Here is a 15192-nt window from a genome sequence, read left to right on the forward strand (position 1 = left end):
CAACACCCTTACCATGGCCTTCGGCGAAGAACGCCTGGGTCTGAACTGAACACAAGCAAGCCGATGATCAGTTACACAAAGTTCCTGACACTCCCGATCTTGTCGGTATCGCTGCGCGGTTGGTCGCGGTCGAGGACGATGTCCGTTGGAAGGGAGAGGGTCCATGGTTGACGATGTCGAGCAGGTCCGACACGAGATCCGGTTCGCGCTGAACCAATTACGCGTTCGCAATGGCCAGCATGAGTTCGAGACCCTGACACGGATGCTCGCCAGAGCGACGGTGACTCGGAACCTGCTGCCGGCTACCGGGCCCGTCGCCGGTGGCGGTGACCAGGGCCGCGACTTCGAGACATTCCCTACGCAGTTGCCGGGCCAGGTGCAGCGGATCGGGTGCGATCTCGGTGTTCCAGACCGCGCCGCGGTCGGCTTCGCATGCACGCTGCAGCAGGACGGCTTGCGCGGGAAGGTTCGCGCCGACGTCGCTGAGATCGTCGCTAGCGGGTCCGAGGTCGAGTTCATCGTCGCCTACTGCGAGGCAGATATCCCTGTTGCCCGGCGGCATGCGATCGAGCTCGACGCGATGGAACGGCATCAGGTGCGCCTGGCAGTCTTCGACGGGAACGCGATCGCTGAACTTCTGGCGGACCGTGCGACGTTCTGGATCGCCGAGACGTACCTGCACCTTCCGGCGCGGCTGCTACCCGTGCCCGTCGACCGGCCTGATTGGTACGAGGAGGACCTTGCTCGCTGGCGCGCAGATGGAGACGCGATCGACACAATGGGTCGCCTGCTCGACCTGGCAGGATGCTTGCACTATGCGTGCTCAGCCCGTGAGGGACGCCCTGATGTGCCGTTTTGGCTCGAGCGCCTGGAGAGTGCCCTCGAGCCGGGCCATCCGAGGCCGCTTCGTAGACGAGCTCTTTACGAGTGCGTTGCCGCGAACATCCGCGGCCTGGGCGACCTGACGCCGGCCGATGATCGAGCTGCCGAGTATCTCGATGACGCCATTGCAGCTACAGACGCTCAAGAGCTCTCGGACGCGTCGGTGATCTTGATGTACATGACTGCGGCTCTGGCTCGCGGCCGGACAAGGCACGCTGAGGAGGCATTCCATGCTTGGAACATAGGGCTGTCCCGACGGGTCGAGGAGCTTCTCAACGCGGATCCGCCGCCGGGTGCCGCGTGCGTCCTCCTCGACACGCTCGGGTGGCTGCGCCTTCAACCCGATGTAGTCACCGCGAACCAGACCGAGGACGGATACGTTATTGCTGGCGAAATCACCGACATGACGTCCGAGGAGCTCGTTGCGGCGGTGGCGGCCGAGGAGCTGACTGCGGTCACCGTCCCGCTCGTAGACCCTGAAGGTGCAATCGACGCGTACACGAGGCTGGTCGACATTCTGCCGGACGCACCGCTGTTTCCCGTAGAGACGCTCGGCAAGGTGCTCACGATGTTCACGCCGGTCCTAGTCGATATCCCAGGATACGACCAGGTGGTCGATGCAATCGACGCGCGGGTCGCCACAACGATAGGTGAGGCGACAGCCGCGAACAATGCTCTTGACCGGTGCCAGGCGCTGATTGCGGTGGACCGCCGGGTGGCAGCGCTCAAGCAACTGCACCGGGCTCGAAACGGGTTGTTCTCCGGCGATGCGCGGCAGCAGATGGTGCACGCGACCCTGGCGACGTCAATTGCATATCGAGACATCGGCCTCTATATGGCGGCAAAACAGTACGCGTTCGCGGCGGCCTACCTGTCCGACAATGCGGATGCCGCACAGCACTCGATCGGGTTGGCGTACGCCGCGTTCGCCGACTATCACCAGGGCTCGTGGTGCAGTGCGGCTCACTTGGACTGCGAGGCGCTCGTGTCACACCGTCTGCTCGCCGAGCGGCCGATGGACTTCAATGAACATGACTGGCTAACAGGTGCGTTCTTCGAGCTGACCCAGATCAGGTCTCTGGCTCGCAAGGCCGGCGATCCGTATCTGAGCCACGTGGAGGGCGTGATCGGTCGCTACAGGATCGGCGGGTTCCTCGATGAGCTCCTCGACGGAGCCTTCGAGGGTCGGCCGCCGCCTTGGTTCGAGAACATCAAGCTCGACGACCATGTTCACCGGGTGGTCGAAGATCTCGGTCGTCCGCCGTTCGGCGACACGACCGAGATCCGCCACGTTCGGTTCGAGGCCCTCGGGGTGACATGGACGGTGGTGTTTCGCAACCTGTACGCCGACAGCGCGATCGGTGAACGGTTCGCGGCCGCACTGCAGACCGTTCTCGCCCATCTGGCCGACGAGGACCTTGGCCTGTTGCCCATGAGACGGACCGTCTACGTCACTGCGTTGCACGCCGGGGCTGACTTCGAGACTGAGGAGACGTTGTCGACACCCGAGGAGAGCAGGCTCAGCGTGTCGCTGGCGGGAGTAGGCAAGCTGACACAAGAGTCGGCCAACTTGGTTACGCGGGACACCTTAGCGGCGGTGATGGCTGCGATCTTGGGTGTCTCCACGCTATCCCAGGAGCGGCTCCAGAGCATCGTGGTTGGTGCTCTTGAGGATCACCTGCTGACCGATATCTCGTTCGCTGTTCCCTACGACGTGTTGTGGCACTCGATCGTGTCTGAGGCGAGTTTTGATGCCCGACCGCGCAATACGAAGCCGCTGTCTGCGCCAGAGGCGACGTCTGCTGAACCACATCGAGAACTGGCGGCCCCCGCGAATAGCGGACCCGGCTATGATCCGGACCGCAGTCGGGAAGAGATCGAGCACCGCTACAGCGACCTGCCGTCGCGCATGGGACCGACCCTCGACGCGTTGCGGGACGACTCAGCCTTCGCTGACGTGGTCGCGACGCTGCGGGACGAGGGCTGGCTGGACTGGCAACTCCTGATCGCGGTCCACAACGTCGCGAAGAACGCGCGGCACACGTTCCTCGCGCCGCGATCGCCCGAGGAGGCGCGGGAGTTGCAAGGCCGATTTATGGCTCCGGAGCCCGATGGTGACCCAGTATCGACCAATCTGTTTACCGCCGAGGCGTTGCGGAAGGCTTTGCTTACGACCGTGACACTAAGCGCCCAGACGTGGTGGAGCTTGGTGCTCCGGCCGGAACCACTGCCGTCGGCTGCGGTTCTGGAGCTTCTGCGCGTCAGGTATGGGTGGAACGAGGACGACGTCGATCACCTGGATCCGTTCGTGAGACCGGCTGTCGCAGTTGAGTAGACCAGTTGATGGACTCGCAGCGTCGGGCTGGCATGACGCTCTAACGCTGGCCGCTATCCCGCCATGGCGATCGCCGCTGCACGTGGTTGACCTCGGAACCGGGGGAAGCCCGCTGTTTGGTGTCCTACTCCCGCGTCGCGCACCTCGTTATGACGTGGCTCGCTGTCGCGCTGGTCGGAGGCTCCGCTACCGAATTCATCTTGGCGGGGGTGCTCGTGGCCCCGGTGGCAGTTTGAGCGCCCACTGTGTGCCGCCTACCTCAATTTGAGTATAAGAGCGCTCGGCTCGGGACGCGCGGCGCGGTTAGGCGCCTAGCGGTCGGGTGTTCGTATACGGTGCGGAGTGCCAATCGACCGGGCTCAGTGGAGGATCACTTGCAGCACAAGACAAGGGATTTCCCTCTTGACGAAATGATTCGGTTGGTCGCGTCAGGTGGCGCCGCTCTTCCGGAGTTCCAGCGCAAGTTCGTATGGGATCCGAATCAGGTTGTCGAGCTTCTGGACAGTGTCAGGAACGGGTGGCCTATTGGTTCGTTGCTCATGCTGGAAGGGCCGCAACCGTTCGGCATCAAGAGCCTGGAGGGCGGTCCAACGGTAGAGCCAGAGTACGTCCGCTTCTACCTGCTTGATGGACAGCAACGAGTGACCTCGCTCTACCACGCTCTAACAGACACCGGCGAGTATGTGTACTACGTGGACTTCGCCGACGAGGACGTGGAGGAGGACGACGCTCCTCGGATCCGCTGGGCCCCCAGGGCGCGAGGGATTCCAGTCGCTCGGAGATCGACCGCGATCACCGTGGCAGCCCTGTCCGATGACCGATTCTTCGACGACTGGACAAGCCGGCTCTCGATGGATGATGCAACCCGAGCGCGGAAGGTTCGCAAAACACGGCTCGGGTACATCGCTGGCGGTGAATACGAAATCCCGTCAACCGTTATGTTGCGCGACATCGACTTGGAAGCGTTGACACGCATCTTCGAGACCCTAAACCGGACTGGCCTTCGGCTAGATGCCTTTGACCTCATGGTCGCAGTTCTGTATCCAGACGGATTTAACCTGCGCAATGAGTGGGAGCGCGCGAGCGAGAGTTTTCCAATCTTTGATGAGATGGGCTCGGATGGGCTCGAGATTCTTAAACTTATTGCACTGTGGCGCCGCGACGAGGATCGGATGAACCCGGCGATCCGCCCGAGCAGGAGGGTGATGGGGGTTCGTCAACGCGACGTCTTGAGGACGCCGCCCTCGTACGTGCGCCAACATTGGCAGCGGGCCATCGGCGCCTACAGCGAGGCGTTGGAGTTCCTCAGAGTTGAGGGGGGGATCCGAGACGGCGACGGCGTGCCCTCCGATGCCATGACGCTGACCCTGGCGTACGCGCTGAACTCTGATTACTCCCTAGATGCAGTTCGCAGTTGGTACTGGACATCCATTGCCGACCAGCGCTATCTCCAAGGTGCAAACACTCAGGTATTGGCGGACATCACGGCATTCCGCAGGTCGCATCACGACCCGGGGGCAGTGCTGACGCAGATGAGAATCTCGCTTCAGGAGCCCATCCGACGCAACCGCATCCTGCGCATGGGGGTTCGCGGCTTGCTGATACGTAACGGCGCATTAGATCCCCTCACTGGAACGCGGCTCGAGGGGCCAACGACCGACGTTTCGATTGTGGAACTGGCGGGCGGGAAGGTTGCGATGAGTCCGGATCGACCGGCGACTGAGATCCTCGTTTTCTCTCGCGAGTCCGCGTCAGAGTTGAAGCACCGGATCAAGAACGAAAGACCTGAATATCTACTCGATCCAATTGCGCTTGGCAGTCAGGAAGTTCCTTCCCTGTCTGCGCTGGGCGACGGCGACTGGCAGACGTCTCGGATCCAGACCTTCCTCTCATGGATGGAGTCCATGCTGTGATCAACTGGAACTGGCCGAAGATCATTGGATGGGGTCTGTTCGCAACTGTTGTTATTTGGTTCGTCGCCCTGGCGCCCACCTTACTGGTCGTCGCGCTGCTGCCGGACAGCAAGCTTCCTGTCTACGGCAGCGCCGGTGGCATGTTCGGAGCTAGCTCCGCGCTCTTCAGCGGCCTCGGCTTCTTCGGCCTTGTGCTCGTTCTCTACTCTGATCTCAAGGAGCGTCGTCGCGACTTGAGTCACCGAGAGGATGACCTTAAGGAGCGCAAGCAGAGCAGGACGCCTTTCCTGGTCCCTTCCGTGGCGGAGAAGGGATCCAGGATCGTCCGTGCGAACAAAGTGGACGGCCGCCACATGGAGACTTCGTTGACACTGGACTTGCTCGTTCAGAACGTCACAGACGAACCGGCGATGAATATCACGCTGACTAGCATGATCGCGGGCGACGGTATGCCAGGCGCCCATGCCGTCATTGATGACACCCCGTTTGGTACGGGCGACGCCGCCAAGAAGAAGGCAAACCTTCACTTCTCTGCATCTGGGGCGGCTGCTGAAAAGCTTCTGCAACATCTGGCCGACGGTGTGGCCACCACGGTCGTGATCGGGCTTGAGTATGCCAGCATAAACGGGACACGCTGGACATCAGAGGTCAAGTACGAGCTAAAGAGTCAGGCGGCCGAACGAATTCTCTTTCAGGGCATCATTGACGGTAACGCCGAGGCCTTCGTCGAAGAGCGACCCGGTTTCAGTGGCGGCGACGACATATTCTTGGCCTTCAGCGTCGTACCTGGCTCATGGACGCATCGGCCGATGGCCTGATGTCCCGGCCGTGATTCCCGCTCTCGCGAGCCGCGGCATTCGATCACATTATCGACAGTTCAATCGAGTATCCTTTATCAATTCAAAGGCCGCAATCATTGGAGCGTTGTGCCCTCGGGCATGGCAGCCGAGAGGCTCGGCACCGTCCGGCACAACGGCAACCGATGTCTTTCGCCAGAAGCGGGTTAGACGAACGGCTTGCTGATGTCGCGCGGCGTCTGCTCGACTCAGCATCACCCGATCAGCTTGTGCGCCTTGGTCGGCATGTTGGCACGTTCGAAAGTCGAGCCGATCCGACTAGGGCGCCGTCCGCCGCCGTCTTTCTGGAGCCGGTTTGATTCGTGCGTACCGTGTAACGCCTGGGCACGAGTACGTGTGGGTGCACGTCGAGCACCAGCCCACGAACGAGGGTGCAGTGTGGCGGTTGGGGCACTCGGAGGACCTTCAGGATCCGTCCGTGCTGCTCGATGCGCTTCGGCGGCTGGGGTCGGATGTTGAGGACTGGGTGTGTGAGACGTCGTTCGGGTGGGGCGAGCAACGCCATGCCCGGCGTCTGGAGCCTGATGACCTGCCAGGATCGCCGTAGGAATGGCAGCATGAGCACCCCGTCACCAGGAGGCCCCATGCCCACCACAGCCACATTCGTCTCGCCGACCGACGGCACTGCTCTTGCAACCCGGACGTGGGGCGAGGAGCTGTCCGCGCCGAAGGGCGTGGTCCAGATCGCCCACGGCATCGCCGAGCACGGGCAGCGTTACGACCGGCTCGCTCGGGCTCTCGTCGAGGCTGGGTACGTCGTGCGGGCGGTCGATCACCGCGGTCACGGCGGGTCCGTCGCGTCGGCCGACCAGCTCGGTCACTTCGACTTCGGGGAGCTGGTGGCCGACGTCGCGGCCATGGGTGCCTCGCTACGCGATGAGTTCCCCGGGATCCCGGTGTTCCTGGTCGCGCACTCGATGGGGTCCTTCGCGGCGCAGACGGTGATCGTGGACCGGTCCGATCTGTACGACGGTGTGGTGCTGTCGGGCTCGACCGCCCTCGACGTACTCGCTGGTGCGCTCGCGAGCGCCGAGGGTCCGGCCGGGCTGGAGGCGTTCAACGCCGGGTTCGAGCACCGGACGGGGTACGAGTGGCTCTCGCGCGATGAGGCCGAGGTCGATGCGTACGTCGCAGACCCGTTGTCCGGGTTCGATCTGCCCGACACCGCCGTGCCCCAGCTCTTCGCCGGCGCCGAGCGGCTGGCCGACCCGGCGGCCCTCGGTGCGATCCGCACCGATCTGCCGGTTCTCGTCGTCTCCGGCGACGCTGACCCGCTTGCCGGAGGCGGCGCCCTGGTCGAGCTGCTGGGGGAGCGTTATCGAGAGGCCGGACTGAAGGATGTGACGGTGACGCTCTATCCCGGGGCGCGTCACGAGATCTTCAACGAGACCAACCGCGATGCGATCACCGCCGACGTGATCGGCTGGCTCACGGCTCATTCCTGACTGGGGCGTCCTCCTCGCGGGCGGCCACCCCGGCGACAGCACCCCCTCGGATGCTGGCTGCTTGGCTGGCGTCGACGAGGTGGTCGGTGTTCGTCGCCAGCGATGGTCAGATAGCTTCGCATATGCGAAACTATCTGTCATGAGTTTCGTGGGTGTGTCCGATGCCGCCGAGCGGCTGGGCGTGTCCACGCGGCGGGTGCAGCAGCTCGTCGCGAGCGGAGCTCTTGGTCAGGTCGCGCGCGGCCTGGTGGACGAGACCTCGGTTGAACGGTTCGCCACCGTTCGGCGTGGCTCGCGTCGCGCATGGTCGGAGGCCACGGCATGGGGCGCGGTGGCGATCTTGTCTGGGGCGGGTGCCGAATGGATGGGGGAGCGGCAGCGGCTCCGCCTCAGGGCGCGACTTCGCGAGCTCTCCGCCGTTGAGCTGGTCGAGCGTGCCCGTGAGAGGGCTGTTGTGACTCGATACCGTGCTCATTCCAGCGCCGGGAAGTACCTCCTGGCGGAACTGGTTTATCCGGTCGATGTGGCGGGCAGGCTTGGTCTCGCGGACACGAACGACATCGATGGCTACCTCTCGGCCGATGACGTCGCTGGCGTGGTGTCGCGACATGGTTTGATTCGGGACGAGGACGGTCGCGTCACGCTCCGCGCTACAACCATGAGCCTCGACGTGGTGCGTGACCTGTCGGGGCGGGGCATCCTGCTCGCGGCAATGGATCTGGCTGAGTCCCTCGACGTGCGCGAACGGCGGGCCGGCCTTGACGCGCTCGAGCATGCGCTGGAGGACTTCCATGGCTGAACGCGCCACCATCGAGGTGCCGAGTCCCGGTGGTGGTTGGGGTGCACCGTGGCCCAACGTCGCTGAGATCGAGGCGGTGCTGAGGCACGAGAAGTGGACGCTGGTCGGCGGTCTGATGGCGCAGCTCCACGCCATTCATCGAGGTGTCGACGCCCTACGGCCGACGAACGACGTGGACCTCGTGCTGCATGTGGAGACGACCCGTGGCATCGCTGCCGAAGCGGCGAACGCGTTGGAGTCGATCGGGTACGCGTTCGCTCCGTCGATCGATGAGCGAAGCACCATTGCCCATCGCTTTGTCCGAGGCACGTCGCGGGTGGATCTCGTCGCCAGCGCCACGGATGTCGTCGACGTTCTGGTGGCCGACCATGCCGCACCTCGTGTGATTGAGAAGCTGCGCGGCAAGAACATGATGGCGATCGAAGGGGGGACTCAAGCACTGCAGCGAACCATCAACGCGCGCCTGCAGATCACACCAGGGCGAACGACGACGGTAAGCGTGCCGTCCCCATTCGGTGCGCTGATCCTCAAGGCGGCCGCGTACCAGACCGATCCACGCGACAAGGAGCGCCACCTCCAGGATGCCGCGCTCCTGTTGTCGGTGATCGAAGATCCCTACGCAGAGCGTGAACACTTCGCCGGGTCGGACCGGGCTCGCCTGGCGGCGCTCGCGAAAGCGATGCCAGACAACGCGCGGGCATGGAGAGCCCTTCCTGCAGATCGACAGACCGACGGTCAAGTCGCGCTCCGTATTCTCACGGGCTGAGGCCGCCCGGCCGAGGGATACTCGCGGTAGGAGAGTGGCCGGGTGTGACGTCTCGGCCGACGTACGTGACTTCTCGGCATGCTTGCGCCGGACAGCCTCCTGCCGGGCGGCCGCCCGGCACAGCTCGCCTCAGACGTACGGCCGGATGGCGTCGATGATGCGGGACCAGTTCTCGGCGCCGTACCCGCGGGAGCGGGCCCAGGTGTAGTGGGCCTGGACGGCGCGGGGGAGGTCGGTGTCGATGCCGGCGGCCTCGCTGGCCTCGACGAGGTGGTCGGCGGTGGCGCCCATCATCGTCACGGTGCTGAGGTGGCCGGGGTGCTGGCCGGCCTCGAGCTGGGCGCCGAGGTCCTCGCCGGCGGCGAGCATCGGGGGGATGCCCGCCAGGGTCTGCATGAGCTCAGGCAGAGCAGCAGAGGGCTTGATGCCGCCGGTCTCGAGCAGGGCGACGGCGTGGAGGAGCGAGGAGAGGGAGGTCAGGAAGATGTCCAGGTTGGCCTGGTACATCAGCTGGGCGAGCCCGGGGTCCTCGCCGAGGTAGCGGACCGACCCGATGCGGGCCAGCGCGTCCTCGTGCTGGGACAACACGGAAGCGGGGCCGCTGACATAGACGTACGCATCGGGGGTCCCGACCATCGGGGCCGGGACCATCACGCCGCCGGTGAGGAAGTGGGCGCCGTGCGAGGCGGCCCACTCCGCACCCCGGCGCGTCCCGTCCGGCGACTCGGAGCTGAGGTTGACGATCGTGCGACCCTCGAGCTCGGAGGTGGCGGAGCCGAGCACGTCGTACATCGCCTGGTAGTCGGTCAGGCTGAGGATGACCAGGTCGCTGGCCGCGACGGCCTTCGCCGGGGAGTCGGCCAGCTGGGCGCCGGCGGCCACCACCTCCGAGGCGCGCGAGGCCGTGCGGTTCCATACGGTCACCGGATGCCCGGCTGCGAGCAGGCTGTGGACCATCGCCTGGCCCATGGGGCCGAGGCCGATGAGGGTGACGGGGGTGAGAGGTTGATTCATGAAGACAATCCTCGGCCTTTACGTACGATGGCGGGAGTACCCACTATTTACTGGGGTACTTACCAATTGGTGAGTGAGGAAGCCCGATGACGAAGCCCCGAAACGGTCCCTACATCTGCGGCATCGACGCCGCGCTCGACGTGGTCAGCGGCAAGTGGAAGGGGCTGATCCTGTGGGAGCTCGACAACTACGGCGTACGCCGCTTCGCCGAGCTCCGCCGAGGCCTGCCCGGCGTCAGCGAGAAGATGCTGACCCAGCACCTGCGCGAGATGGAGCACGACGGGCTGGTGCACCGGGAGGTCTATGCCGAGGTGCCTCCGCGGGTGGAGTACTCGCTGACCGATCACGGCCGCAGCCTCAACACCGCGCTCGGGCCGCTCGGCCGCTGGGGCATGGACCGCATCGCCCGCGAGCGCACCGAGCTGGTCGAGCACCGCGACGCGGGATTGCTGCCCCGCCCCTAGCAACAGGCCGTCAGACCGACCGGACCTCCGACCCAGCCGCCCGCGTCGGCAGGCCCGCGGAGGCCAGCAGGGCCAGCTTCTCCGCATCGGCCGAGCCGGCGTCGGGGTGGTAGACGACGAGCATCAGGTCGTCGGTGCCGTTGATCGTCAGCCACTCCCGGTTGAGGGTGATCTCGCCGACCTGCGGATGGTTCATCTTGATCGGGGCGCCGGTCTGGGCGCGTACGTCATGGCGTGCCCAGAGCTGCCGAAAACGCGCGCTGGCCAGGGAGAGCTCGCCGATGAGCTCGATGAACCGGGGGTCGTCGATATCGGTGCCCACCGCCTGGCGCAGGTTGCCGACGAAGCACTCCGTCATCGACTCCCACTCCGGATGGAAGGCCTGCTGGCCCGGGTCGAGGAACTGGTCCCGCAGCTGGTTGCCTCCCGCCGCGAGCCGCGGCGAGAGCGCACGCGCAAGAGCGTTGGCCGCCAGGATGTCGAAGTAGCGCCCCCCGATGAACGCGGGCTGCACCATCGAGTCGAGCAGCTTGAGCGCCCCGGGCGGGACGGTCTCCTTGCGCCGCCTCCGACGACGCCGGGGTGCCTCGGTGACCAGCGACATCATGTGGGCGGTGTGGTCGTCGTCGAGCTGGAGCACGCGGGCGATCGACTCGAGCACCTGCGCCGACGGGTTGCGGTCGCGGCCGCGCTCCAGGCGCAGGTAGTAGTCGGCGCTGATCCCGGCGAGCATCGCGACCTCCTCGCGGCGCAGCCCGGGGACGCGACGTACGCCCGCGGCCGGGATGCCGGCCGCCTCCGGCGTCACCAGCGCCCGCCTGGCCTGCAGGAACGCGCCCAGCGGGTTCGTCACCTCACTCATCTCTGCAGCCTCGTGCCTCCAGCCTAGGTCGGCCCCGAGCAGGTAGCGGGGGTCCTGTCAGGACCCGGTCCGACCAGGACTCTGGGCGGTGGTCGCCGGCATGCCTAGCGTCGAAGACGGCCCGATCGGGCCGTCCGACGAAAGGAAACAAACAGCAATGACCGTCGCACTCATCACCGGCGCCAACAAGGGCATCGGATTCGAGACCGCCCGCCAGCTCACCGACGCCGGCTATGACGTCTACCTCGGAGCACGAGACGTCGAGCGAGGAGAGAAGGCGGCCGCCGAGCTCGGCGCGCGCTTCGTACAGCTCGATGTCACCGACGACGCCTCGGTCGCCGCAGCACTGGCCACCATCGCGGCGGCCGAGGGTGGCCTCGACGTACTCGTGAACGATGCCGGCGTCCTCGTCGCCGAACCGCTCGACGGCCCGACCGCACTGCAGGTCTTCGACGTCAACGCGGTCGGGATCGTCCGGGTCACCGAGGCCGCCCTGCCGATGCTGCGCCGCTCGGAGAACCCGCGGGTGGTCAACGTGTCCAGCAGCATGGGTTCGTTCTGGGCCAACACCAATGCCGACCGGGTCGAGCACGGGATGTTCCTGCCGCTGTACGCCGCGTCCAAGGCCGCCGCGACCATGCTGACCGTCCAGTACGCCAAGGCGAACCCCGACATCAGGTTCAACGCAGTCGAACCCGGCCCCACGGCAACCGACATGACCGCCGGCTTCGGCATCGAGGACATCGCCGAGTCGCCCGCGGAGAGCGCCAAGACCGTCGTACGCCTCGCCACCCTGGGACTCGACGGCCCCACCGGGACGCTCCAGGACAAGGACGGGCAGCTCGCGTGGTAGTGGTCACAACCGGCGGTTATCGGCCGTTCGCGATTTGGGCGGGGGAGCGGAGACTTGTGAACCTGAAGTAATGAGTCAAGCTAAAAGTGAGACCACCGCGGGCGAAGCCGGCGACCGGTCTTTCCTGGGCCAGCCACGCGTACTGGCCAACCTGTTCGGCGTCGAGCTGTGGGAGCGGTTCAGCTTCTACGGCATGCAGGGCATCCTGGCGATCTACCTCTACTACTCCGTGGCCGAGGGCGGCCTCGGGATCAGCGAGACGGTCGCGCTCGGGATCGTCGGTGCGTACGGCGGAGCGGTCTACCTGTCCACGATCATCGCGGCCTGGATCGCCGACCGCCTGATCGGCGCGGAACGTACGCTCTTCGCCTCTGCCTGGCTGGTCGTCTTCGGCCACCTCGGGCTCGCCCTGATCCCCGGCATCGCCGGGGTCGGGGTCGGGCTGGTGCTGATCGCGCTCGGTTCGGGCGGGGTGAAGGCGAATGCCTCGTCCCTGGTCGGCACCTTGTACGCCGCCGATGACGAGCGCCGCGACGCCGGGTTCTCCCTCTTCTACCTGGGCATCAACCTGGGTGCCCTGGTCGGTCCGCTGCTGACCGGGCTGCTGCAGAAGCAGTGGGGCTTCCACGTCGGCTTCGGGCTGGCCGCGATCGGCATGATCTTCGGTCTGGTGCAGTACGCCCTCGGCCGCAGCAGGCTTCCCGCCGAGAGCCGTGTCGTCCCCAACCCGCTTCCCGCCGCCGAGCGTGGCCGCTGGATCGCCATCGCCGTCGCCGCCGTGGCGGCGATCGTGGTGCTCTGCCTGACCGGTGTCATCACCGCACCGCGCCTGGCCAACATCGTGATCGGCATCAGCGCGGTCGCCGCGGTCGCGCTCTTCGCCGTCATCCTCTCCAGTCGCCACGTCACCGCCGTCGAGCGGAGCCGGGTGTGGGCGATGGTGCCTTTGTTTGTTGCCTCCGCGGTGTTCTGGTCGCTCTACCAGCAGCAGTTCACCGTCATGGTGGTCTACTCCGACCAGCGCCTGGACCGCGACATCTTCGGCTGGGAGATGCCGGTCTCCTGGGTCAACTCGATCAACCCGGTCTTCATCATCCTGCTCTCCGGGGTCTTCGCGGCTCTGTGGACCAAGCTCGGCTCCCGTCAGCCGTCGACCCCGGTGAAGTTCGCGATCGGCACGATCCTGATGGGGATCGCGTTCTGGGTCTTCCTGCTGATGCCGAGCGGTGAGCACACCGTGCCGCTGATCGGCCTCGCGTTCATCCTGCTGCTCTTCACCCTCGCCGAGCTGCTGCTCTCCCCGGTCGGTCTCTCGCTGGCCACCAAGCTCGCCCCCGAGCGCTTCCGCACCCAGATGATGGCGCTGTTCTTCCTCTCCGTCGCCCTCGGCACCGCGATGTCCGGCCGGCTGGCCGAGTTCTACGACGTCAACGACGACAGCGGCTTCTTCTGGTGGGTCGGGCTCGCCTCGGTCGTCGTCGGTGTCCTCCTGCTCATCGGCAACCGGCCCATCCGGCGGCTGATGGCCGGCGTGCACTGATCCTGTTCGCCTGCGCCGCCGGCCGTCGGACGCCTCCGAGGGAAGTGTGGATCAGGCCATCTTCCGGCGACGGGTGAGGAAGGCGCCGATGCCCCCGATGCTGGCGAGCAGCCCGCCGACGGCGAGGAGCACTCCGTTCGGACCGCCCGTGTTCGGCAGGGTCCCAGCCAGACCGGCATCGATCCGGGTCGGGACCTCGGAGTCGGCCTTGATGCTGGCGGATTCAGCCGTGGTGTTGGCGTCCTTGACGACTGCCGCGCACCTCTCCGACTCGTTGGTCTTGGTCTCGTAGACAGCCGGGATGACGACCGTGACCGAAGAGGCAGGCGAGTCCTCCACAGTGACCTCTGATGCCGGGCTGTCCTCCACCGTGCGGGTGTCGACCAGGTCCCAACCCTCAGGCTCGTCGGCGGTCCAGGATGCGTCGGCCAGGTTCGTGGTCGGCTCACCGTCCTGGACGAAGTAGAGCGTGACGTCGGGGTCGGTGTGGGCCTCCCTCGCGATCACGGTCTGCTCGTACTGCTCGCCGATCCGGGACAGGTTCAGCGGGTTGTCATCGCCGTCCTGACCGTCCTCATCGGCCGGGGTCCCCGACGTGGTGGTCCAGGTGGTGAAGTGGTCCCACTGCCACGGGCCGAAGACGGCAGGAGTGGCCTCTTCGACCACGACGGTCTCGGTCCAGGCCTCCTTGTCCACTACGGTCTCCGTCCAGGCCTCCTTGTCCACGACCGTCTCGTCCCATGCCTCCTCGTCCACGACGGTGACGGTCTCGGTCAGGTCGCCCCCGGCGAAGCGGACCCAGCCCTTGTCGCCGTGCTCGTCCTCGCCGTTCCAGTCCGGCGTGTCCAGGTAGCGGACCTTGCCGGTCTGCTTCTGCCTGTAGGCGTAGCCACGGTCCTGAACGCGAGTCTCCTCGTGGGTGACCGCCTCGTGGTGGACCACGTGCGTCTCGGCCGGGTGCTCGACCGTGTGGGTCTCAGCCGGGTGCTCGATGGTGTCGGTCACCGCGTCGGTGCCGGGCGTGTAGGTCCGGGTGTAGACCGAGTTGCGGAACTGGTCCTCGGTGACAGCCTCGTGGCTCTCACCCTTGACCACCTTCGAGAAGCGGGACTCCTCGTGGGACACCGCGTCGGTGTGCTCCACGTGCGTGACCGCAGGGGTGACCTCGGTGGTCTTCTTCTCGTCGGCGACCTTGACCTGAGAGGTCACGGTGGTCGTCTTGCAGTCCTGCGCGGCCTGAGCCCCAGGGGCTGCCACGACCGTGGCGACTCCGGCAACGGCTACAGCCGCGAGGCCGATCTTGATGGGGTTGTGCGTGTTCATGGGTTGGTTCCTTCACGGGCTGTTGTGGTTCGTGCCTGTGGTGAGCAGGCAGGGCTGAGGTACCCGAGACCGGGCGGGCGGACAGAGATGCCTGTCGCGGTCGGCCTGGGCCGATCTCGGGTGGATGGTGCGGACCTCT

General features: G+C 65.8%; 12 protein-coding genes. 9 read left to right on the plus strand and 3 right to left on the minus strand.

Annotated features, from left to right (window positions below; all coding sequences use genetic code 11):
- Positions 1-163 precede the first annotated feature (163 nt).
- From ACFWQC_RS22995 to ACFWQC_RS23020, 6 genes are all read left to right on the plus strand, one after another.
- Positions 164-3217: a hypothetical protein gene (locus ACFWQC_RS22995; protein ID WP_378683394.1), complete on the plus strand. Its 3054-nt coding sequence runs from the start codon at positions 164-166 to the stop codon at positions 3215-3217.
- 374 nt (positions 3218-3591) lie between these two features.
- Positions 3592-5130, plus strand: coding sequence for a DUF262 domain-containing protein (locus ACFWQC_RS23000; protein ID WP_378683396.1), 1539 nt, complete (start codon positions 3592-3594; stop codon positions 5128-5130).
- On the plus strand, positions 5127-5948 hold the full coding sequence (locus ACFWQC_RS23005) for a hypothetical protein (protein WP_378683398.1): 822 nt from the start codon (positions 5127-5129) through the stop codon (positions 5946-5948). The genes ACFWQC_RS23000 and ACFWQC_RS23005 overlap by 4 nt, the downstream gene beginning before the upstream one ends.
- A gap of 623 nt (positions 5949-6571) precedes the next feature.
- Positions 6572-7432, plus strand: coding sequence for an alpha/beta fold hydrolase (locus tag ACFWQC_RS23010; protein WP_378683401.1), 861 nt, complete (start codon positions 6572-6574; stop codon positions 7430-7432).
- 139 nt (positions 7433-7571) lie between these two features.
- Positions 7572-8231, plus strand: coding sequence for a hypothetical protein (locus tag ACFWQC_RS23015; RefSeq protein WP_378683404.1), 660 nt, complete (start codon positions 7572-7574; stop codon positions 8229-8231).
- Complete coding sequence (locus tag ACFWQC_RS23020) at positions 8224-8997, plus strand: hypothetical protein (protein WP_378683407.1); 774 nt, start codon at positions 8224-8226, stop codon at positions 8995-8997. The genes ACFWQC_RS23015 and ACFWQC_RS23020 overlap by 8 nt, the downstream gene beginning before the upstream one ends.
- Before the next feature lie 129 nt (positions 8998-9126).
- Here ACFWQC_RS23020 and ACFWQC_RS23025 read toward each other — a convergent pair whose 3' ends face one another.
- Positions 9127-10011, minus strand: coding sequence for an NAD(P)-dependent oxidoreductase (locus ACFWQC_RS23025; protein WP_378683410.1), 885 nt, complete (start codon positions 10009-10011; stop codon positions 9127-9129).
- Between the two features lie 86 nt (positions 10012-10097).
- On the opposite strand from ACFWQC_RS23025, the gene ACFWQC_RS23030 reads away from it, so the two are divergent.
- On the plus strand, positions 10098-10475 hold the full coding sequence (locus ACFWQC_RS23030; RefSeq protein ID WP_378683412.1) for a winged helix-turn-helix transcriptional regulator: 378 nt from the start codon (positions 10098-10100) through the stop codon (positions 10473-10475).
- A gap of 10 nt (positions 10476-10485) precedes the next feature.
- On the opposite strand, the gene ACFWQC_RS23035 is transcribed toward ACFWQC_RS23030, so the two are convergent.
- Positions 10486-11337 (minus strand): helix-turn-helix domain-containing protein, encoded by an 852-nt coding sequence (locus ACFWQC_RS23035; protein ID WP_378683414.1) that lies wholly within the window; start codon positions 11335-11337, stop codon positions 10486-10488.
- 157 nt (positions 11338-11494) lie between these two features.
- Between ACFWQC_RS23035 and ACFWQC_RS23040 the strand changes: the two genes are divergently transcribed.
- Together ACFWQC_RS23040 and ACFWQC_RS23045 are read left to right on the plus strand one after the other, a co-directional pair.
- Positions 11495-12190 (plus strand): SDR family NAD(P)-dependent oxidoreductase, encoded by a 696-nt coding sequence (locus tag ACFWQC_RS23040; RefSeq protein ID WP_378683417.1) that lies wholly within the window; start codon positions 11495-11497, stop codon positions 12188-12190.
- Positions 12191-12260: 70 nt separating this feature from the next.
- A complete protein-coding gene (locus tag ACFWQC_RS23045; RefSeq protein ID WP_378683420.1) occupies positions 12261-13730 on the plus strand; it encodes a peptide MFS transporter in 1470 nt (489 codons plus the stop codon).
- A gap of 51 nt (positions 13731-13781) precedes the next feature.
- Here the strand turns inward: ACFWQC_RS23045 and ACFWQC_RS23050 are convergent, their stop codons facing one another.
- Positions 13782-15053 (minus strand): LPXTG cell wall anchor domain-containing protein, encoded by a 1272-nt coding sequence (locus ACFWQC_RS23050; RefSeq protein ID WP_378683423.1) that lies wholly within the window; start codon positions 15051-15053, stop codon positions 13782-13784.
- Between the last annotated feature and the right edge of the window lie 139 nt (positions 15054-15192).

This window comes from Nocardioides sp. NPDC058538 (assembly GCF_042719275.1).
In the GTDB taxonomy this organism is placed as follows: domain Bacteria; phylum Actinomycetota; class Actinomycetes; order Propionibacteriales; family Nocardioidaceae; genus Nocardioides.